The 23,113-nt window shown below is 38.6% G+C and carries 13 protein-coding genes and 1 pseudogene; 8 read left to right on the forward strand and 6 right to left on the reverse strand.

Annotated elements, in window-relative coordinates; translation table 11 throughout:
- Positions 1-235 (forward strand): annotated as a pseudogene (locus tag HRT50_RS00855) (hypothetical protein); the annotation flags it as partial.
- Positions 236-286: 51 nt separating this feature from the next.
- Here the strand turns inward: HRT50_RS00855 and HRT50_RS00860 are convergent.
- Positions 287-2,983, reverse strand: a complete 2,697-nt coding sequence (locus HRT50_RS00860; protein ID WP_291610362.1) for a serine/threonine-protein kinase — start codon at positions 2,981-2,983, stop codon at positions 287-289.
- Complete coding sequence (locus tag HRT50_RS00865; RefSeq protein ID WP_291610363.1) at positions 2,976-3,989, reverse strand: FHA domain-containing protein; 1,014 nt, start codon at positions 3,987-3,989, stop codon at positions 2,976-2,978. The genes HRT50_RS00860 and HRT50_RS00865 overlap by 8 nt, the downstream gene beginning before the upstream one ends.
- Positions 3,990-4,603: 614 nt before the next feature.
- Between HRT50_RS00865 and HRT50_RS00870 the strand changes: the two genes are divergently transcribed.
- Positions 4,604-5,491: a 1-acyl-sn-glycerol-3-phosphate acyltransferase gene (locus tag HRT50_RS00870; protein WP_291610365.1), complete on the forward strand. Its 888-nt coding sequence runs from the start codon at positions 4,604-4,606 to the stop codon at positions 5,489-5,491.
- A 112-nt stretch (positions 5,492-5,603) separates the two neighbouring features.
- Here the strand turns inward: HRT50_RS00870 and pulA are convergent, their stop codons facing one another.
- Positions 5,604-8,468, reverse strand: a complete 2,865-nt coding sequence (gene pulA, locus HRT50_RS00875; RefSeq protein WP_291610368.1) for a pullulanase-type alpha-1,6-glucosidase — start codon at positions 8,466-8,468, stop codon at positions 5,604-5,606.
- 117 nt (positions 8,469-8,585) lie between these two features.
- Entirely contained in the window at positions 8,586-9,557 is a 972-nt protein-coding gene (locus tag HRT50_RS00880) for a LysR family transcriptional regulator (protein ID WP_291610370.1), read from the reverse strand.
- Between the two features lie 155 nt (positions 9,558-9,712).
- Here HRT50_RS00880 and HRT50_RS00885 point away from each other — a divergent pair, with 155 nt between their 5' ends.
- Positions 9,713-10,642 carry a redoxin domain-containing protein gene (locus HRT50_RS00885; RefSeq protein ID WP_291610372.1) on the forward strand — a complete coding sequence of 310 codons (930 nt, stop codon included), beginning with the start codon at positions 9,713-9,715 and terminating at the stop codon, positions 10,640-10,642.
- A gap of 140 nt (positions 10,643-10,782) precedes the next feature.
- Here HRT50_RS00885 and HRT50_RS00890 read toward each other — a convergent pair whose 3' ends face one another.
- A complete protein-coding gene (locus tag HRT50_RS00890; protein WP_291610373.1) occupies positions 10,783-14,715 on the reverse strand; it encodes an alpha-1,6-glucosidase domain-containing protein in 3,933 nt (1,310 codons plus the stop codon).
- Positions 14,716-15,009: 294 nt separating this feature from the next.
- Between HRT50_RS00890 and HRT50_RS00895 the strand changes: the two genes are divergently transcribed.
- From HRT50_RS00895 to HRT50_RS00905, 3 genes are all read left to right on the forward strand, one after another.
- Positions 15,010-17,817, forward strand: coding sequence for a TonB-dependent receptor (locus HRT50_RS00895; protein ID WP_291610375.1), 2,808 nt, complete (start codon positions 15,010-15,012; stop codon positions 17,815-17,817).
- Positions 17,818-17,922: 105 nt separating this feature from the next.
- Entirely contained in the window at positions 17,923-19,455 is a 1,533-nt protein-coding gene (locus HRT50_RS00900) for a tryptophan halogenase family protein (protein WP_291610376.1), read from the forward strand.
- Between the two features lie 33 nt (positions 19,456-19,488).
- The gene (locus HRT50_RS00905) at positions 19,489-20,397 is read left to right on the forward strand and encodes an aldo/keto reductase family oxidoreductase (protein ID WP_291610378.1); all 909 of its coding nucleotides are present in this window, start codon (positions 19,489-19,491) and stop codon (positions 20,395-20,397) included.
- A 106-nt stretch (positions 20,398-20,503) separates the two neighbouring features.
- Here the strand turns inward: HRT50_RS00905 and HRT50_RS00910 are convergent, their stop codons facing one another.
- Positions 20,504-21,202 carry a hypothetical protein gene (locus HRT50_RS00910; protein WP_291610380.1) on the reverse strand — a complete coding sequence of 233 codons (699 nt, stop codon included), beginning with the start codon at positions 21,200-21,202 and terminating at the stop codon, positions 20,504-20,506.
- 146 nt (positions 21,203-21,348) lie between these two features.
- Between HRT50_RS00910 and HRT50_RS00915 the strand changes: the two genes are divergently transcribed.
- Both HRT50_RS00915 and HRT50_RS00920 read left to right on the forward strand, forming a co-directional pair.
- Positions 21,349-21,765: a BlaI/MecI/CopY family transcriptional regulator gene (locus HRT50_RS00915; protein WP_291610382.1), complete on the forward strand. Its 417-nt coding sequence runs from the start codon at positions 21,349-21,351 to the stop codon at positions 21,763-21,765.
- Positions 21,758-23,101 (forward strand): M56 family metallopeptidase, encoded by a 1,344-nt coding sequence (locus HRT50_RS00920; RefSeq protein ID WP_291610384.1) that lies wholly within the window; start codon positions 21,758-21,760, stop codon positions 23,099-23,101. Before HRT50_RS00915 ends, HRT50_RS00920 begins: the two co-directional genes overlap by 8 nt.
- The last annotated feature ends 12 nt before the right edge of the window (positions 23,102-23,113 follow it).

Genomic DNA, 23,113 nt, shown 5'->3' on the forward strand with positions numbered 1-23,113 from the left:
GAATGAGCCGGAACTATTACAACAAATAATGCAAATGGCTGATTCTGACGCGGCGCAATTAGAAAGGTTGTTATATTTAGCTGAGTACGCACCTGAGCTGCTTGCAAAAATGGTAACCATTAAGAATGTTGCCGCGACTCAAAAATTAAAAGTAGAAGAACAGCAAGTTTCACCGTATGGGCAAATGTCTACGTTTGGTGCTATTGATGTAGGTGGCGGAATTATCAGAAATTAATTGCATTAACTCATTGCTAGAATGAAACTCTAAATCATAATAAAAACAAGGTTAATTTTGACAGCGATCAGCATTATTATATTTTGCCATTAATTGCTGAAATTCAGACTCTGCACATAAACTATCAAACCAGGGAAGGTTAAACCAAACAACACCAATGTTATCCTTCAATGCAGATTTTATATGATGAACTGCTGACGCCTTCTCATCCAATAAACTATAAACGATAGCTGAAGCATAAGATACCTCGCCATTTTCCGGGGCTAATTTTTGTGCCTTACTTAACGCTGCTATCGCTAAGTTGGCTTGATTTAGCTGGCCATATGCTTGCGCTAAATATGTTAAATACTTAACATCATCTTTTCCTGCCAAAATAGCTACTACTTGTTGATAATAAGAAATGGCTTTCTGTTTATCACCTAAAATCATTTCGATATCTGCTAAGTTTAACAGTTTAACTGGATGTTTTGGGCTTTTCTTATAAGCTTTCAGGGCAAATTCAAGCGACTTTTGGTATTGCTTATTCAAGGCATAAGCCATACTTAAATTGGTTAAATCCCTGCCATTGTTTATACTCGCTACTATTTTCTCATAAGCAGTAATAGCTAAATCAAGCTTACCTTGTAGTAACCAAATATTTGCTTGTAACTGTTGTGCTATATAATTATGAGGGACAATTGCGAGCATTTTATTTATTGCTCTCTCAGCTTTAATTGAATCCCCCATATACCAATAACTAAAGGCAATATTGTTTAATAATGTTGAGCTGGGCCTGAGTTTAAAAGCATTAGCATAAGAATTAGCCGCTTGTTGATATTCTCCAGAACTAAAAAACATAAATGCTTCCAGTTCTAAAATAGTCAAACCATCTGCACCTCTTTTTTTCGCTTCACTGACTTGCAATCGTGCCAATGCCATATCACCCATTTCTGAGGCTAACCAAAACCTATCTATGGCTTCAAAAACACTGTATCTATATTCAGGCGGTGAGTTTTGCAATAAAACATCTAGCTGTTGAAAGTACTTTTTATCTTGTGAATCAAAATACAAATCTAATGCTGTATCTCGATACAAAGCATAAGCTGCATATAAATAGGGTGTGTGTGTTAACAGTGCCTCTAACTGAGTCAAACTATCAGCGCTATAATTACCCTGCCCTTTAATTTGGCTATAAAGGGTTATATAGTCACGATAATCATCTTCATTAATGGCGCGCTGTACTAAGGCTGATTGATTCACTTCTGAATGCTCAGGAAAAAGTGAAGCGAACTGTGTTTGGCTAGTGCTAAAAATGGCACTAAACCTATCTATTGGTGCTAACCAGTTTTTCTCAGACTTTACCGTTAACCTATCACGTTTATTTTCATTCGCAACCAAACGAGAAAAGCTCACTTTACAGCGGCTATTATCACACTCTAGCGCCGTTGATATAATATCTGATGCACCAACCGCTTGTCTGAGTTTATTCAAATCATCAGGATAATCTTTGGTAATGGCATTCACTTCTCGTTGCGATATTAAATACATGTCTTTGGTATTTATTACTGCTTGGCGCAAAGCATCTTCTACCGCTGAAGTAACTAAATCTTGTTGCATAGGTGCCATTATTGAACTATCTGACAACGTTGGCTTTAGTATAACTACTTGCTTAGATTCCACTTTATTGGTCTTATCAAACCAATAAAGTACAATCAGCAGAATGCAAAATATAGTCATGCTAGTAATGACTATATTGCTCTGTCTAAACCAGGGCGTTGGTAGTTTTTCAATTGGCTGAATACTTTGCGTACCTTGAGGAATAAAGGCTTGCTGAATAGGCTGCGTAGCATATTCATTAGCAGCGAGTTGAGAAGGTATCGGCAACTCACCCAAAGGTAAGGTTGCTTGCTCACTCATCTCTGCTTGTATTAAAGCGGTTCTAATATGCTTTAAACGATTTTCTATTACGCTAGCGGTTAATGTTCGTTGTTCAAGGGGCTGAACTAACATTTCCATTAACAAGTCAGTTAAGGCAATAGGTGCGTTTAACATTAAATTTTTTGCATGCTCTGGCGTTTGTTGACATATTCTTTCGGCAATATCTGTCGTTGAGCCACGGCCAAAGGGGTGGCTACCTATCATTAATTGATAAGCAACAATACCGAATGAAAAAATATCACTACGATAATCTAATGGCTTTTTTTGTATTTGCTCTGGCGACATATAAAGCAAGCTGCCGTACAACAACGGCTCTTCACTGGCTGAAGGTTCTCCACTAGCTGAAGGCTCACTATTTTTTCTTTCCTTGCAGGCAATTAAAGCGATGCCAAAATCTGTGATCTTTAGCTGCCCTTGGTCATTCACCAATATATTGGCCGGTTTTAAATCACAATGAATAACATCGTTTTTATGTGCCGCCGTTAGTCCTGCTGAGAGTTGCTGCAATAAATCTAGCTTTTGTACTAGAGTACAGTAGTTTTCCTGTTGAAATTGCGTCAGGGTTTTACTATTGAAATATTCCATGACCAAAGAGATATGGTCTCCTTCATCATGGACATTATAAATTTGGATAATATTAGTGTGGTTCACACGCGCTAATAAGCGTGCTTCTTGCAGGGCATGATTAACCGCTCCATCTTTCGGCTGATAGGTTAATTCTTTAATAGCAACTTGTCGTTGTAACTGGTTATCTTGGGCTAGGTAAACTTTACCCATGCCCCCTTCACCCAATAATCGTTCACGGCTGTAATGTGGTAACTTATTATCCATGTAATACCGTAAGTGAAACTTTATCTTGTCCGCGATTCACAATCAGCTCATTGCCTTTATAAATACGATAATTAACCCCAGAAAAACGTATTTTTTTCCCTTTACGTTCAATCAATTCATCACCATCACAAGCACCATCAAGCATGTCTCTAAATTGCTGTTTAGCACGGCAAACATGAGTATTAAACAGGGTGATATCACAGCCTAACTCTTTGGTTAACACTTCTGGCAAGCGCCAACCTTGATTATCTTCATCTATGCCTTGTTTAGCATCTTCATCTCTATGTCTAGCCAAACTTAAGGTTAAGTAATGATGTGCTTTAGTCGCTAAAGAGAATTTTTCATCATCAGTAGTAACCGTTAATTCAGTGTTTTCTTCATCTAAACTTAAATTAAAGCGGTATTTTATCTGATGAACAGATAACTTAGCTTTCGCCATGAGCACGGTATTTTCAGTTAATGGAATTAATTTTAACTGCCACTTTTGGTTAGCAAAAAATAATAAATCTGAATTTACCACAGGATAAGCACTACCGTCGGTATCAACCAAAAACTCTTTATACCATTGGTCTTTACTCGGCACATAAAACAAAGCAATCTCAGGGTTTTCCTCTGAAGGAAGTAAATTACCATCAGATAAAATAATTGGCGATTCAGTTCCTTGCTCACCATATTGGTCAATAGGCAGTAACATATTTTGCGGAGGATTAAGGTCTTGAATAGCAAAACCGTGGCTATCACCTGAAGCGAAAAATATCTGATCGCCAACCTTAAGTTTATACGGAGTATCTTTTACTAATTTTTGTTTATTTACCCAAGTACCATTATTACTAATATCTCGAATAAGCCATTGATTATTAGTCCAATCTACTACTGCGTGTATGCGAGACACTTCCTGAGCATTGATTACAGTATCAACATTAGTCGGCGACCTGCCAAAGCAATGACAGGCATTTAAATAACTTAACGCTTTGTTTTTACTACTAAGATCTAAAATGGCAGCCATATTATTATCATTGATACGTTGAGTTGATACTGGGATGCAAAGTGCATAGAAAGGTTGATTGTATATAAATACAAGTGACTCTTCTAGTGAATATAGTAACTTCTCGCATTGCACCCTAATCATGACCTAAAAATAGTGCTTAAAAATTTATCTCTAAATACAATGTTTTATCCTTTAATCGGTATTATATGAGACATTTTTAGGAAACAAATTACAACAAAGCCCCCACTTAAATCAGCTATGACATTGCACCACTGAAATGGTACCTATTGAATTACCAATGAAGGTGCTAGTTATGACGATAGTCCTGAAAAGTGTCTATATATATAGCAACTTTAAAAAGGGGCCTTTTAAATAAAGTAGCTTCACTATCAATTAAGTTTATTTATTTCAAACACAGCACTAACAACATAACAGCTTTTAAAGCTACAAACATTAAACTAACACCCCGTTTTTATTGGTAAAATCCTAGCAAACAACTCAAGATGATTATCTATTTTCAAACGGGTGTTTACTTTTATCAGCAGAAGCAAGTGCCAAGCGAACGAAATAGCTAGCTACATCAATATTTTTTGCCACTTACCTGCTACAATAGCGCCATCTTAGTAGTAACTTTGAATTACTTTATCATGGCTAAAAAAGCACTCACCATTCGCGAAAAAACCATCTTTGACGGTATTTTTACTAAATATTTCTTAAAATTTATGTTTACTGTTTGGTTTAAAATAGCTGGTTGGAAACTTTCTAAAACAGCGCCAGAAGGTGCCGGGGTAGCTATTGCTGCGCCTCATACATCAAACTGGGATTTCTTTTACGCCCTTGGTGCCGCTATTTTACAAGATGTTAAAATTTACTTTTCGGTAAAAGACAGCTTATGTCGAGTACCAGTGTTAGGTACTTGGATGATGTATCTTGGCGCTATACCTATTGATCGTTCAGCAAAAGGCGTTGGCCAAGTTGAACAAATAAAAAACTTTATCAACAGCCAAAAATTAAACCGAGTGTTTTTCTTATTCACTCCGGAAGGAACGCGAGGCCTAGTGCCTAAATGGAAAAGCGGCTTTTACCATGTTGCACAAGGTTGTGACTTACCGATATTTTTAGCGAAAGTTGATTATTTAAGTAAAGAAACAGGGGTTTTTCATACCTTTAAATTAACTGATAACAAAGACACTGATATTAAGGCGATACAGGCTTCTTACGAGAGTGTGCAAGGTAAGTTCCCGTTAATGCAATTCCCTGCATATACTGGTCGTATGCCAAAAATATCTGAAGCAGAAGCTAAGATAATCAAAGCTATGTACACCTTTAAAGGCGTTGCCACTAAAGTTGAAATTACCGCCAAAGCAAAATTAGGTGAATTATCAACTAACATGTTAGATTTTTTAGTTGATAAAGGCTTGTTAGAAAAAAGTATTAATGCTGATAAAGGTGTCGAACCTCGCTACCAATTAACCTTTGCCGGACGTGGTTGCTTTTTACATTTATCACCGAGTGTTTAATTAAGCACACTCACGTTTAACCGCAATACCTTGTCACAAGAAACAAAAAGGCTCTGATTATTCATAATCAGAGCCTTTTTTTGTTAAATGATAGTAAGAATAGAAAACCTAACTAACCTCTCTGTTTAACAAATACCACACTGCTTAGTGCGGGTACGGTAAAGCCATTAGCCGTTACTTTACTTTGTTTAACTACTTCATCAGTGCCACTTTTCTGTATTGGGTGTAATTGATAACCCTGAGTGCTGCTAGCATTAGAGTCATCGCTAAAGTCATAATCAAAGGTTTGGGTTTTATCGCTGGTATTAAAGATAACTATTAAGCTTTGATAGTTACTATCTACCGCGGTACCAACACTGTCATCAATTTTCATTACTAACAGACCTAGTTGCTGTTCTGCGCCCTGCTTTGCGCCATTTTTAGGTGAAGCAGCGTTAAGAAAGCTCACTTTATCAATAATATCCTGTTCGTTGGTTAATCTAAATAATGGACTAGCCATACGTATCTCTAGCATTTCTTTAAAGACTTCACTAGAAAATTGTATATGCTTGGCACTGACTTGATCACGGCCTTGATGTCCTTTTAACACTTCTTTAATCAGTGGCCAGTTAGCTTGGTCTTTCTCTGCAGGTGGTAAGCCAACATTATAAAAGTTATCTTGCTTAGAAAAATCAACACGATTAAACCAATCGCCATAATCATAACTGTCACGAAGGAAAGACTTAGAGCGCATAAACTCTGCGCCCATATGTAAAAAAGGTATGCCTTGGGCGAATAAGGTGAAAGACAAGCTTTGCAAATGCATTCTCACCCTATCATCTGTTGATACTTCAAACGCTAAGCGATATTGACTATTGTCCCAAAGGGTTTGGTTATCATGCTTAGAAACATAGTTGATAGTATCCGCGGGATCTAAGGCATAACCTGTTGGTTGGTCACCATATGGGATATCTTTACCTAATACTGTTGCGCCATTAACCTCCCTTAAAGGGAAGTTAATTAAATTACCTGCTAAGCCAATACGTAATTGATCCATCCTTAACGCATAATCAGCACGATTTCCTTCTTCATTTTGCTTTTCATTGGCTTTGTCATTAGGGAAGGTTAATAGGCCATTCCCTACACCTTGAGAGTCTCGGGTATTGTTACCACCACCACGAACGGCGTCACGTAATCGGTCAGAAAATGTTCCTATCTCAGTACCACCTAACTCTAACTGACTGGCTTGTGTAAATTGACTATTGCTAGCGACCTCACCAAAGTTCCAACCCTCACCGTAAAAGTAAGTATCACTGTCTACTTGGCGCACCGCTGCTCTTGCCACTAACATGACATCTTTTGGTTGATGCCCCATTAAATCAAAACGAAAACCATCAATTTTATAATCACGTGCCCAAACCACTAACGAATCTGTCATTAGTTTTGCCATCATTACACGCTCTGTCGCGGTATTATCACAACATGTCGATTGCTCGATTGCACCGGTTATTGGGTGTAATCTATGGTAATAATTAGGCACTATTTTATCTAATACGGCATTAGTTTCTAAGCCTGCTTGATGAGTGTGGTTATAAACTACATCCATAATCACCCGAAAGCCCATACCATGCAGGCTTTGCACCATTTCTCTAAATTCGACTAAGCGTGGCACACCTTGGGCATTAACAGCATAACTTCCCTCTGGCACTGTGTAATGAAAAGGGTCATAACCCCAGTTATAGTTGTCATATTCGCGTAATTGACTAACTAATTGCTGTGCTTTTTCTCCAGATACCGAATAACCCTGTAATAACGACCTAATTGACTGTTTTTCATCGTAAGATTGCTGACAGATACTGGCATTTGGTGTAATGGTACAAACCTTAGCCAGGTTGTCATCTATATCAAGATGCTTGGACTGATCTTCGTTAACAGTAGCAATATCAAAAGTAGGTAATAAGTGAATGTTATTTAGCCCTGCTGCTTGCAGTGCTTTTAAATGTTGTATGCCGTCAGAGTTGCTCTCACTAAAAGCTTTATACTTACCTTTAAATTTAGCATTACTCAAGCGCTGTTCATTAGCACTAAAGTCTCTAATATGGGTTTCATAAAAAACATTATCTTCAACATTTTTAACCGTCGGTATTGGCTGATTTAGCCAGTTTTCGGGTTGAGTGATAGGGTCATTCAAATCGACTACCTGTGAGTACTCACTATTAACAGATAAGCTTAAAGAGTATGGGTCGGTAACCGATAAGCTTTCTATCTTTTGGGATTCCGGATGATAAACACTGAGCTGATATTTATAATAAGCGTAACTCGCTTGGTCATCTGATATTACCTGCCAAATACCTGTATTGGTATCTTCTACCATGGCAAGCTTACCGCCTAAAATCGCCTGTAAGTTGTCATCAAAAAGCTGTACAGAAACAGCTTGTGCTGTTGGTGCCCACAACTTAAAGCTAACCCCTTCCTCTGTAATCGTTGCACCTAAATCAGTTACTTCGTCGGCATCATTTTCACCCTGAGTGTAAAGTGCGTCAATTACAGGCCCTGTTTGCACAAAAGAAACCTTTTGTGCTTGCTGACTTCTATCAAAGGCAACAACCATTAATTGCTGCTTTAACCATTCTTTAGCTTCTACTGGGGATAAGTCAACTTTGTAAGCTTGAAAATCGGCAAGGTGGGGGAATTTCTTTGCTAAGTGCTCAGGAAAATCAACTGCCAATAACGTAATGGCATTAAATTCATCTTTTCCTGTATTAAGAAATTGATATAACACCTCTTCGGTACTTTTAGGTAAAACCAATAACTCAGGTGTTAACCAATGGACTGAGCTATCACTGGCTTGCTTAGCAAACCCACTAGTAAGAGCAGCATTTTTCTCAGCGACTAGTTGCGCGGAAGTTAGCGTTTGAACACCATCACTACAAGCGGTTAGGTATAAAGACACGATAAGTGTCGCGTAAGTAAAAAAGGAAATTGAAGGCTTTTTCATGATCACAATTCTAGTAAGTTTTTATTGTTACTAACTTACTTGTTAAGCCCATATAAAAGAACCAGTTTTATAATTTTGCATACGTATTCAATATTCGCTTCCTAATACTATATCCTGTTAACCAAGTTTTAGCGGTCTATCAAGCCAAGTATGCGATGGCGATTCGCCCATTTCTTGCAGGTAATCTTTAACAAATTTGATAAATAGTTGCGTGCGTTTGGGTAGGTCTTTTCTTTTTGGATAAACAATAAAGACTCCTGAATTTGGAAAGTCATCAAGTTGTGCCACAACCTTCATCTTGCCAGCAACGACTAAAGCTTTCGCGGTAAAATGAGGCATAAGGCTAAGGCCTAGACCTTCAGCGCACATTTGGGCCATGGCTTCACCATCATCAACAATGGTTACGTTTTTCGGTTCAACATTAATGTGGCAACCTTGATAGGAGAAATTTATCGGCATTGTCCTACCTGTTTGTTTGAAGCGAAATAATACCCAAGGTAAAGCAGCCAGTACTTTATTCGAAATATCAATATCTCTGCTGGTTACTAACTTATTACCTACTCCATTGCTACTGACACCCTCATTACTGATGCAGAGAACAAAAGGCATGGGTGACAGTTTTTGTGCCACCAAGCGGCTGTCATTTAAAGTACCACTACGAATAGAAACGTCGACTGCATCACTAATCATATCAACATATTGATCATTAAAACTGACATCTAGCTGGATTTCAGGATAGGCCTGTTTAAATCGGCTTAACATTGGCAGCATATACATACGGCCATACGATACCGGTAAATTAATTTTCAGTGCACCGCTGTAACTATTATTGTCTGATTTTAATTCTTGCTCACACGACTCTAATTGTTGATAGAGAGAGCCAACGGTATCTGCATACTTCTGCCCTGCTGAGGTCAAACTTAATTGCCGAGTAGAACGATAGAGCAATTGCAAGCCGAGCTGCTCTTCTAATCTTTTAATTGCTTTACTTACTGTCGATGGATCGGTCGAATGTTTTTTGGCTGTTGCAGCAAAGCTGCCAGTCTCGATAGTCGACATAAACAAGGCGATGGTTTTAAACTTATCCATAATGCCACTTATTAATGAATTATATTCACTAATATAATTCATTATCGGCACTTCTGATAATAATAATTTGACGTAAAATAAATTTCATTGAAATCGCTAAGCAGAAAAACATACAAATTACCTTCAACCGAATAACTAACGGAATCCTTATTCTCATGTTAAAAAGATTGCTCTTATCCTTCACTCTGACATTATTTATCAGTCCTATTTTATTGGTGCAAGCCAGCAACTTATCGAAGCAGTTATTAACCATGCCAATGACACTAACCACGGGGGAAGTGATTACCTTAGAGCAATATCAAGGTAAAAAGCCGGTATATTTAAAGTTCTGGGCAACCTGGTGCAAACCCTGTATTGAGCAAATGCCCCACTTTGAACAAATTAGCCAACAACATGGTGACAACTTAGCCGTCATCGCCATTAATCTAGGTATCAATGATAATTTAGCTGCGGTGCAAAAAGTGCAGCAAGAGTTTAACTTATCAATGCCAATGGCTATCGATAATAGTGGCGACTTAGCGCAAGCATTTAGGTTGCTCGGTACCCCGTATCACTTATTGTTTGATAAACAAATGAACTTAGTTCACCTTGGCCACAAAGCTGACTCTGTGCTTGATAACAAAATTGCCTTGATAAGTACTGACAAACAACTTGATTTACTGGCCGACAATGCCATTACAGAAACTGCATTGCCACTGGAGTTAGGGGTTAATGACAATAAAACACAGGCATTTTTATTTACGGCTACTTGGTGTGATTGGTACTTTAAAGACTCTCGCCCAAGCTCATCACAACAATGCATAGCGGCACAAAACTCAGTCAATATTTTAACCCAGCAGTTTGACAATATCGCATGGCAAGGCATAATTTCAAGACTTTGGACTGGTCCAGCTGAACTAGCGAATTACACTAAGAAGTATCAGGTAAAACATGCCATTGCAATTGATGCTAATAATGGCATGTTTCATCAATATGCCGTGAAAGAATTACCGAGCTTAGTCATTGTAAAAAATGGTCAAGTCATATTAAGAACGTCTGACTTTTCCGAGCCTGAAGCTTTAGCTGAACAAATATCCAAGCTATAAGCAGTAATCATTTACTCGTAGATTTCCGGTGCAAAGCTAAAATAAAAAAAAGGCTTACTGATTTACTCAGCAAGCCTTTCTCATTACCTTCAAAACAAGCTCAAGGTCTATTTTACCAGCATGTTATTCTGCTTTGATTGTTATGGCTGACATTGCTGAATAATCAAACTACCTACATTCGCGCCCTGTGCAGGGTTAGCTTCATTAAGTATCAACAAAAAGCTATAACTGCCTGCTGGTAAATTAGCTGAATTATTTGTTTCGCCCGCATCGCCATAAGTAACATTATAATTAAGGCCTACACTAAGCTCGCCAGTATTAATGTTGGTACTATCACTAGCTTGTGCCCACAGTTGTGTGGTCCAGCTCTCATCATCAGAGGCTAATTTAAATGACATCGTACCATCAAAATCGGCAACGGCTTGATACTGCTTATTGCCTTTATAATGTAAACGATATAACTCATTTGCACCCCAGCCAGAATGATCACCTTTGACATAGAGTTCACCGCCGCCAGCAATACTAAATGGAATACTATCAGCAGAGTCTGTTAATGCGCTACAATTTACGGTTAGTGTGATGTTAGTAATAGTGACTTGAGGTGTTGCACTAGAAGCGTCAATGGTAAAGCTATAAATACCATCACTGTCGGCAGTAAATACCATGTTGCCACCATCATCATTCACCATAATTGAACTTGCGGTAAAACTCACATCATTAAAGCCTAAGTTTAAATTGGCCCATTCAGCATCGGCAAATTTAAAGGTTTGCTGGCCCGCAGTTAAATTAACACTAAGAGTGTAAACGTCATTTTCTTGATAAATAAAGCTATCTTCTTCAGTTAATCCATCGTTACCCCAGTTATTCATACTGCCGCGTAAGTACACAACGGTATCACCAAATGGTCCAATATCTTCGGCATCTCGAGTAAGACCCGCGGCTAACCCTGCTCCTTGCTCGCCAACTTGTGGCTTAACAAATACTGCAGTGGTATAAGCAGGTACTGTAAAGGTTCCTTCACCAGTTCCTGCGGTAAAACTTGCTGCTTGGACACTGGTATCTACAGACGTTTGCTGAATTGAATGAAGTGCAAAATCAGTTGCTGTACTTATGGTATGAACTTGTTCTGCATCAGTACCGTTAATTACCACAACAATTGCGTCATAATTAGTATCTAGATCTGTGTATCCAGTACCATCATCTATGCTCATCACAATTAAACCTTGGGTTTGATTAGAGCCGGTATTATGAAAACCAACACGGTCAATAATATCTTCTGCTGAAGTTAATCTAAATAATGAACTATCACTACGTATAACTAAGAACTCAGCAAATATCGCAGAGCTGAAATCAATATCGCTATTATCCACAACAATTTCGTTATTGGTTTTTATAGTAGCAATAGTTGCTAAGTTATCATCATTACTATTATCAACAGGCGTGCCTGCTTGCCAATTATTACTTTGGTTGGTGTAATCAACGGCGTTATACCAATCACCAGCATCGTAGGTATTTCTGTCCATCGATTTAGAACGCATTTTGTCCAAACCTAATTGAAAGAAAGGTATGCCTTGGCTTAATAACGGAATACTAGCCGATAAGTTATGCACACGCACACGATCATCATTGAGCATTGCTGTTGGTAAGTTATATTGTAAATAATCCCATAAAGTTTCATTATCATGTTTTGAAACATAGTTAATGATATCTGCAGGATCTAAAGCGTAAGCTTTACCGTCTGAAAAATCACGGCCAAGTTTAGTAGCACCTCTAAAATCTTGCAGTTGATAGTTTTGCAAGGTACCCGCTAAACCACGACGGATTTTATCTACTTTATTTAAGTCGGGAGATGTTACTGAAAGTACCGCTTCACGAATGGCATCACGTGGGCGATCATTAAAGGTACCAACCTCTGAGCCAGCCATTGTTTCTTGAATGGCATTTTCAAATAAACGACCACTTACTACTTCTCCCCAGTTCCAACCTTCACCATAAAAGTAATTATCAGGGTCAATAGCTTGAACCGCTTCACGTGCAGCCAAAATGTTAGCTTTGGGCATATGGCCCATGATATCAAAACGGAAGCTATCAAATTTATACTGCTCAGCCCATTGCGCTAAAGAGTCAACGACAAACTTGCCCATCATTACATGTTCGGTAGCGGTATTATCACAACAAGTTGATTTCTCTAAATCACCAGAAACCTCGCTGTACCTGTGATAATAACCCGGCACCATTTTGTCAAAAACAGAATTGTCCCATAAACCAGAAGCTGAAGTATGGTTATAAACCACATCGAGAACTACTCTAAATCCTAAGTTGTGTAAGGCCTTGTTCATTTCTCGCATTTCTTTAATACGGGATACGCCATCAGCATTTGAAGCATAACTGCCTTCTGGAGCATTAAAATGATGAGGATCATAACCCCAGTTAAAGCTGTCGATACCACGCATAGCTTCAACTAAATATTTAGCGTCATTACTGGTTGGCTCATAGCTTTCTAACACAGAAAGAATGGTGGCGCTATTATCTTCCACACCACATACTGGCGCACTAGCATTTAGAGCACATAATTCAGTAACAGTGTTATGGAGGTTAACGGTTTCTCCTACCCCTTCCTTAATGGTAGCGATATCGTTAGCAGGTAACATATGAAAATGAGTAACGCCAGCGTCGGCTAAATTTTTCAAGTATTGCACGGCATTTGAATCAGTTTCAGTAAAGGCTAAATATTTACCACGATTTTCTGCTGTTGTGGTGCTATCAGTGATACTAAAGTCACGAATGTGTGCTTCTAAAATTACCGCATCTTCAACCTCTGCAATCGTTGGCGATAAATGATTATCCCAATCAACAGGTTTTAAATCATCGTCGTTTAAATTAACAAATTGTGAATACATACCATTAGTAGCTAAACTCACTGAATAAGGGTCAGTTGACCAAAGGTTTTCAACTTTTTGCGAAATCGGGTGATAAACACTGACTTGATAACGGTAAAATTTACGATCATAAAACGCCTTATCACCAGTAAATGACCAGATACCTGTTGCAGTATCAAGTATCATGGTTTCGGTACTGGTTAAGGTTTTAGCATCATCAAATACTTGTAAGGCAACAACTTGCGCTGTTGGCGCCCAAACTGAAGCGGTAATGTTATCCTTGGTATAAACAACACCAAAAGTTGCTTCATTAGCGTCGTTATCACCTGAGGTATAAATATCATCAAGGGCTTTAGCAATCTGCACACGCGTTGCCGATAACATCTCGTCGTCTGCTGAATACGCTATTGCCACTAGCTCCCCCTTTAAGGCGACTTTAATTAATGATAAATCAGCAGTAGTTGCATAAGCTGCAAATGAATCTTTAATATGAGGTACCAATGCTGCTTCATTGTCGGTAAGAATACTTGGGGTAAAGCTAATAAAGTTATCACCTGATATACCTGAAACAGGCTCAAAGGCTAAGTCAGCATCTGCTGCATGGTATATACGCACTTCGGCGGCATTGTCTGTTGGCAGTAAAACTGTAGATGCGGTTAACCAATGTGCGCTAGCACCTTCGATAAAGGTACCTTCAGGCGCTAGTATTGCCTCGGTATATAGATCACTAATACCTGATAATGTCCAAATAGTGTGTTCACCGGTTAAATCGACTACGTTATTAGTATCGCTACCAATGTCTTTTTCATCACCGTTATGCACAATAAAATTAGCACATCCGTTATGATCAGTTTTTAGTGGCAGTATCCAATAAGCACCATAGTTAGGATCTTCACCATTTGCTGCTTGACCTACATCCCAAACAGTACCTTCATCATCAGAAAAATCGGCATACGCAATACAGCCATCGCCATTCCACAAATGTAATACCCAGTCGTCATAATTATCGTCAGAGCGGTTATAGAAAATAACTAACTCGTCATCGCCTGCGATAACTACAGGTTCAGGTAAAGTATCAACCACAGGGATTGGTGTAACTTCGTCAGTCGGTTCATCACCCTCTTCACAAGCAAGTAAACTTACTGAAGTAAGAGTAACAATTAAAATATTCCTTAAGCTTTTTATTAAAATCAAAACTATTTCCTTTTATTGTTTTTTAGTTTCTCTTTTAACCTAATGACTTGTTTGTTTTTAAAACAGTCGTTGCATACGTATTCAATGTGCATGGAGGGCCAAGCTAGCCTTTGAATACGTATGCAACGGCTATCCATCTGTAATTTGCCCCTTTATATTAAACTTGCTCACAAATAATAACGAATTAATACATGTGACATCATAACGACAACATAAAACATCAATATATAATTATTAGGCTAAATGGAAGTTAGCTAATAAAATTAATCATGGATGGCTAGGGGAGAATATTCAATGCTACATTTTAAACCAAGCAAATTGACTTTAGCGCTACTTTCAAGTGGCTTAATGGCATTAAGCACTGCAAGTTTTGCTGCAGAAGAAGCTAAATCGGCTGAAAAAATCGCAGAAGAAGACGTAGAAGTAATTCAAGTTACCGGCTTTCGTAAAAGCCTGGTTGAATCAATCAACTTAAAACGTTATTCATCAAACGTTGTTGAAGCAATTTCTGCTGAAGATATTGGTAAACTACCTGACTCTTCAATTGCTGAGTCCATTGCTCGCTTACCTGGTCTTGCGGCACAACGTATTGACGGCCGTGCTAGTAAGGTAAGTATTCGAGGTTTTGGTGAAAATGAAAGTGGCACTACCTTAAATGGTCGTGAGCAAGTGTCTATCGGTGATAACCGTGGCGTTGAATTTGACTTATACCCTTCTGAAATTATGAGCGGCGTTACCGTTTATAAAACACCAAGTGCTAGTCTTGAAGGTGAAGGTATTGCCGGTGTTATTGATTTACAAACAATTAAACCACTTAATCAAGATGGTCGCGTTATTCAATTTAACGGTGTTTATGAAAAAACCAGCTTTGATAAGCTAAACCCTGATGGCGATGATGCAGGCTTAAAAGGTACCTTCTTCTATATGGACCAGTTTGCTGATGATACTTTAGGTGTTGCTTTTGCTTACACCACCATGACATCACCAAACCAAGAGAAACGTTGGAATGCCTGGGGCTACCCAGAATTTGAGTACGACGATGGTTCAAAAGGGTCTATTTTAGGTGGTGCTAAGCCATATGTTCGCTCTTCTACCTTAGAACGTGATTCAGTTATGTTAGTTATTGAAGCTGCGCCAACTAACGACTTAAAAATGACCTTTGATGCGCTTTACGTTGATTTTTTAGATACTAAAATTTTACGCGGCATTGAGATTCCTTTTGCTTGGGGTCAAGGCAATATTTCTGCTGATACCGCAGTAATTGATCCGGCAACTGGCTTTGTCACCAGTGCAATAACTCAAGGACAACGCGTAGTAGTACGTAATGATTACGAAGAACGTGATGCTCAGTTAATGTCATTTGGTTTAAATACTTCATGGGTCGCAAGTGATAACTGGACCTTAGACTTTGATGTTAGTTACTCTAAAGTAGAACGTGATGTATACAGTGTTGAAAGTTACTCAGGTACTGGCCGTGGCGATAGCCGAGGCGCTGCTGATGACTTAGGTTACACTTTCGATTCTGGCAATACTGGCGCTACCTTTAGCCATGGTCTGGATTATAGTGATTACACTCTAATTCAATTAGGCGGTCCGTTAAGCTGGGGCTGGAGTGGCGCACTTAATGATAAATATGGCGTTACGGGTACTGACTATGAAAACCAATTACAAGATGGTTTTATTAACACCCCGAGCATTGATGATGAGTTAATGTCGTTGAAGTTTGCTGCGAGTCAGGAAGTTGATTTAAGCTTTATCTCAGATATTACTTACGGTGTTGCTTATCGTGAACGTGAAAAAACTAAAAAGTCTGAAGGTTACTTTATGACCTTAAGCAGCTTTAGCTACCCTGATAACCCAGGCATGCAATCGGTACCTGAAGAGTATCGTTTAGGCTCAGCTAACTTAGATTTTATTGGTATGGGCGACATGATAGCCTACGATACCATGGGTTTGATCAACGATGGTTACTATGATCTACTACAAGAAAGTCTAACTAACCCAACTCATGCCACTAAATCTTGGATGGTTAATGAAAAAGTAATGTCGGCGTTTGTTCAAGCTGAGCTTGTTACTGATATTGCCGGTTTACCACTTACCGGTAACTTTGGTGTACGTTATGTTTATACCGATCAGTCTTCACAAGGTAATGCCTTTAACACAGTTGATGGCTTAGTCGTTACTGAACCGACCGATGTTAGCCATGATTATGGTAATTTCTTGCCTAGCTTAAACTTATCATTACAGCTTGATGATAGTCAGACTTTACGTTTTGGCGCAGCTAAAACCATTTCTCGTGCGCGTTTAGATGAAATGAATGCTTCATATAATGCCACATACAACCAAACACCAGATGAAAATGGCAACCACTGGAGTGTAAATGGTGGTAACCCATCACTTGAACCAAAAGAAGCCATTGGACTTGATTTATCTTATGAAAATTACTTCAGTGATGAAGGTTATTTCGCGGTAGCACTTTTCCATAAAGATTTGAAAAACTGGATTTTTGATGGTAGCTATGAAGTTGATATGACCGGTGTTGCCGACCCATCAACAGGTGAATTACCACCAACAAGCACAGGTACAGGTACCGGTAAAGTTAACGGCGGTGGCGGCACACTTTGGGGTTATGAACTTTCAGCAACTATACCGTTTAATGTAATGTCAGAGCACCTTGATGGTTTTGGACTTATTGCTAGTTACACTGGCATTGAATCAGACATGAAAGATCAAAATGGTGATGACTATCAATTACCAGGTTTATCAGACAGTATTACCAGTGCAACCTTTTATTATGATAAAAATGGTTTCTCAGCTCGTGCTAGCATGCGTAAACGTGGTGCCTTTAAAGGTGATGTTTACGGCTTAGGCTTCGATACCGTGCAAGTTGATATTGTTGGCGAAACTATTTGGGATGCACAAATAGGTTATGATTTTGGTGAAGGCGGTTTTGAAAGCTTAGAAGGTCTATCTATCTTCCTACAAGGTTATAACTTAACTGAAGAGCCATTCACTTCTTTACAAGGTGATAATGCACTACAAGTACGTGATTACCAAGATTACGGTAGCACTTACTTACTAGGTTTTAGCTACAAAATGTAAGGGTTTTCTTAAGTCACGCCTTTAAATAAAGCCCTAGTGAACATGTGTTACTAGGGCTTTTGTATTTCGTCAATGAAGGTTTATGGTCAGATTAAGGAAAGTGTAATGCAACAAACTAATAGTCAAAATGATACACAAAGTAAGGTTCAGAATGTTGTTATTGTCGGTGGTGGTACTGCCGGTTGGATGACAGCTTCTTTACTGGCAAAAACCTTAGGTAAAACCCTCAACATAACCCTAGTTGAATCTGACAAAATAGGCATTGTCGGTGTTGGCGAAGCTACTATCCCACCCATAGTTAATTTTAATCGTGCCATTGGCATTGATGAAAAATCCTTTGTTAAAGCAACCATGGGCACTATTAAGCTAGGCATAGAGTTTAATAACTGGCAGCAAGATGGTGATAGTTATATGCATGCCTTTGGCAACATAGGTAAAAAGTTTCCTTTCTGTGATTTTCATCATTTTTGGCTAAAGGATCAGCAAAATAAAAATTCCGATAGCACCATCAATGTCAGTAGCTTTTGGGATTTTTCACTCAATTACCAAGCGGCGAAACAACATAAATTTGCCCCGATAAATAACATTCCCAATACTAATTTACCGGGTATCGCTCACGCCTATCATTTTGATGCCGGTTTATACGCTAAGTTTTTAGGTAAACACGCAATAAACATGGGTGTTAAGCGTATTGAAGGCACTATCACAAAAGTGAATCAGCATACGGACTCGGGCTTTATCGACAGTGTATTACTGGAAAACGGTACCTGTATTGCCGGAGACTTATTTATCGACTGCAGCGGACTTGCTGCTTTATTAATAGAAAAAACCCTTAGTACCGGTTATGAAGATTACTCACACTGGTTACCCTGTGATCGTGCTGTTGCTGTGCCTTGTGAAAAAGTTGCACCTATTGAGCCTTATACTCGCTCAACAGCACATAAGGTAGGCTGGCAATGGCGCATTCCATTGCAACACAGAACCGGCAATGGCTTAGTGTATTCAAGTAAACACATGAGCGACGAAGAAGCGCAAGAATTATTGCTCAATAACCTTGACGGTAAACCGCTAGCAGAGCCTAGAATTATCCCTTTTAAAACAGGTCGTCGTCGCAAACAATGGCATAAAAATGTTATTGCCATTGGTTTATCTAGTGGCTTCTTTGAGCCCCTTGAATCAACCAATATTCATTTAATTCAAACCGCTGCCATACGATTAATGAAGTTCTTTCCTCATAATGGTATCAAACAAGCAGAGGTTGATGAATTTAATGCTCAGTCTAAAGTTGAATTGGAAGGTATTCGTGATTTTATTATTTTGCATTACAAACTTAACAACCGAGGTGATAGTGAGTTTTGGCGTGCTTGTCAGCGCATGGATATACCTGAATCATTGTTTAATAAAATAGAATTATTTAAAAAAACTGGTAAAGTCTTTTGTCAGCCGGATGATCTTTTTACTGAAATTGCCTGGCAGCAAGTGATGATAGGTCAAGGTAATATTTCTGAAGATCACCATCCCCTAGTTGACACTTTATCTGACGAACAACTAAGCGATTTAATGGCAAACTTAAAGACACTTATCAATCGTACTGTGGAGAAACTACCCAGTCATGATGAGTTTTTACAGTCACTTTAACCGCTGTGCACAATTATAAAATAAAGGCATAAAATGCAAAAAATCAATTTCACTTCATCCTCAATAACCAGCTCACGCCTTATTTATGGCTGTATGCGTATTGCCGGTGATAATACCCCTGCAGATAAAGCCAAGGGTAAGTTGGCACTTAGAGCGGCACTTGAAGCGGGTTATAACCATTTTGATCATGCCGATATTTATGGCGGAGGTCACTGTGAAAGTTTATTTGGCGAGTTATTAACCGAGCTTAAACAAGAGACACCGACAATACGTGAACAACTTATTATCACCTCCAAAGCTGGCATTCGCTTTGAGCCCCAGCGTTATGATTTTTCAACAGACTATTTAACTACCAGTGTTGAGAATTCTCTAAAGCGGTTAAATGTTGATTACCTAGATATGTTTTTGCTGCACCGCCCTGATTATTTATTTAATACCGAAGAAGTTGCGCAAACATTTCAGCAGTTAAAAGCTAGCGGAAAAGTAAAACATTTTGGCGTCAGTAACTTTAGCCCGTCACAAGTGAGCTTATTACAATCAGCTTTAGATGAACCATTACTTGTTAATCAAATAGAAATAAATATTCATAATATCAGCAGCTTGACCGACGGTAGCTTAGATCAATGTCAGCAGTTAGGCATAACACCTATAGCTTGGTGTCCACTCGGCGGTGTAGCTTACCCGGCCTGGGGGAATACCTTCTCTACTGCTGATGAAGAGCGTATTGCAGCGGAGTTAGCAAGACAAGGTGAGCAATATAATTGTTCACCTTGGCAGCTTATTTTAGCTTGGTTACTTAAACATCCAGCTAATATCTGCCCCATTATTGGTTCAACTACGCCTGAGCGAATTGTCGCCGCTAAACAAGCCTTAGCGATTGAATATAATCATGCTGACTGGTATCGCTTGCTTGAAGCAAGAAATGGCTATGCGCAGCCTTAAGTCGTAACCTTAAGTCGCGAATCTTTAATAAAATACTGTCAGCGTATTAGTTTTGCTAATACGCTGCTTTGCCTATACGTTTTCCTATAAAAATATACAACTAAAATTAAACTCTTAGCCCATAGAGAAAACTACATTTCGGCAGGGTATAATGGTCATCTACTGGCTTTAATTCAATAATTTCTATCTTACCCACCACATCCGTTTCTATATCTTTTTGTATTTCATAATAGAAACGCCACATTTTATTTAATGAGGTTAACTCAATATAAGGGTAACTTGTGATCTGCCAACTTCCAGTTAGCTGCTCACTTTTCCGGGATTGAGCGGATGCTTTATTTAAATATAAAAATTGATAACTAGCATCACTATTTAGCCTGAGTGTCATTGAGGCCTGACAATTTTCGCTTTCATATTCATTGACCAGATCTTGCCGTGTCACTTTATCACTTTGCCTCCCCCCATCAGGCAGTAACAACAGTCCAACACTATTTTTAGTGTAATAGTGATTGCCAGCAAAGATAGGCTGTACATTAGGGACAAGCCAACCAATCTTAGCAAGTGTATCGATTAAGATATTTAAAGTATTTTCACCTTCAACAAATGGCGAATAAAGTAAGGTGGATTGCTGAACCTCATCAGGAAAAACAAGAGTATTAGCTATGACATCAAAGCCTAATCCCTCTAGATTTTTAGTCACTGCTTCAGTTTCTTCCGCTGATAAATAACGTGTATAAAGGTGCACCTTTGTTGAAGAACACGCCAAAATAAAAAAACACATCAAGACAATACTTATCATCTTCATTTTATTAATCCTCTTATTTTAAATCACTAGCGTAGATAAAAATAACAATTGACAGTTAAGATTACAAATGTAATCTTAACTCATAGATTACATTTGTAATAGTTAATTATACCTAGAGTAATACCTAGAAAAAAACTGGAAGTGATATGACTGAAATCAGTAATGCCGAATTTGAAGTATTAGAAGCACTGTGGCAAAACTACCCTGCTAGCGCTAACGATATAATTGCCAAACTTAATGAAAGTGCTAGTACGAATGCCAATAGTGCTGATGATAAAAAACAAGAGAAGCAGTGGCATGATAAAACGGTAAAAACATTGCTAAACCGTCTAGTAAAAAAACAGGCGATTAGTTTTGAAAAGCAGCAACGTCATTATTTATATTCTCCGTTATTAGAACGTGAAGCCTATACCTTAAAAGAGAGTAAAAGCTTAATAGAGCGTATGTTCAGCGGGAAATTAGCGCCATTAGTGGCTGGCTTTGCTAAACAAAACGATCTCAATAAAGACGATATAAGCGCGCTAAAATCATTGATTTCTGACTGGGAGAAAAACAATGATTAGCGCGTTAGTTAATTCATTACTGCCATTAACCGTTTTATTGTCGCTAATGCTGCTTATTCGCCAGCCGTTACGAAAAAGTATCGATGCCAATACTGTTTATAACTTATGGCTGGTTATTCCATTGAGTTTAGTGCTTTATTTTTTGCCTTTACCTTGGCAACATTTAAGCTGGCTAAACATGAGTGAGCTAACCGCTATTGAATCACATAATAGCTTAATGCAACGTTATTTAGTGACGCCAAGCCAGAGCATTAGCCAGCAATTATCAATAGATAATCTGTTAGGTTTATGGCTCAGCAGTACTTGGCTGCTAGGTTTTACCCTACTTATTAGTTATTGGAGTGTTAGCCAATATAACTATCGCAGAGCGTTAAAATTAACATTCTTAACTGACGGTAAACATCAACAACAAATAGCCGAAAGTGGCATGACAGAGTTAATGCTTGCACAAAGCAGCCATATTCATAGCCCAATACTTATCGGTTTATTCAAACAAGTTTTAGTTATTCCTGAGGACTTTGAGACACTTTATACCACTGAGCAGCAACAGCTGATCATCAGTCATGAAATGTGTCATTTTTCTCAGCACCATATGTGGACGAATCAGCTAGCGCTTATGCTCTTAGCGTTATTTTGGTTCAATCCGCTAGCTTGGCGTGCTTATGCGGCATTTCGTCAAGATCAAGAGCATTCCTGTGACCAAGTTGTTTTGGCGCGAAAGCATACTCAATCCAGGATCCAATACTGTAAAGCACTAGTCTTAGCGGCGGAAACGTCACCACCTAACGCTTTTACCTTACTTAGTTTTAAGAATAGTTTTAAGCAAAATGGAGAACAACACTTTATGTTTAATCGAATAGAACAAATAAAACAGATGTCAAAAGCCTTCTCAGCAAAGAGCACTATCGCTAAAGTAGCTAAACTAAGTTTGGTTACCCTAGTATCAAGCTCATTACTGGCTGGCGTTAGTTATGCGGGTCATCAACTGCACCAAGATGAAAGTAAAAATGGTAGCATTCAAAAAGTAGTCAATGGCCTATCACCTACCATTCGGATTGAACCTAAATACCCTGTTACCGCAGCTAAAGCGGGAACAGAAGGCTCAGTGGTATTGATGTTTAATGTAGAAGCCGATGGCTCGGTAAGTCATGTCGAAGTGATTAATGGCAAGCCCGCTTATATCTTTGATAAATCTGCGGTCACCGCTTTAAAACAGTGGCGCTATAATGCCACTGATACTATTCATACCAACTTATTAGTGCAATTAGACTTTGTCATGAGTGAGTCATCTGCCATGCCAGAGTCTTTGATAGAACGTATCAAAGTAAGTCAGTAGATTTTAAATAAT

The organism is Colwellia sp. (genome assembly GCF_013215345.1).
GTDB lineage: Bacteria > Pseudomonadota > Gammaproteobacteria > Enterobacterales > Alteromonadaceae > Colwellia.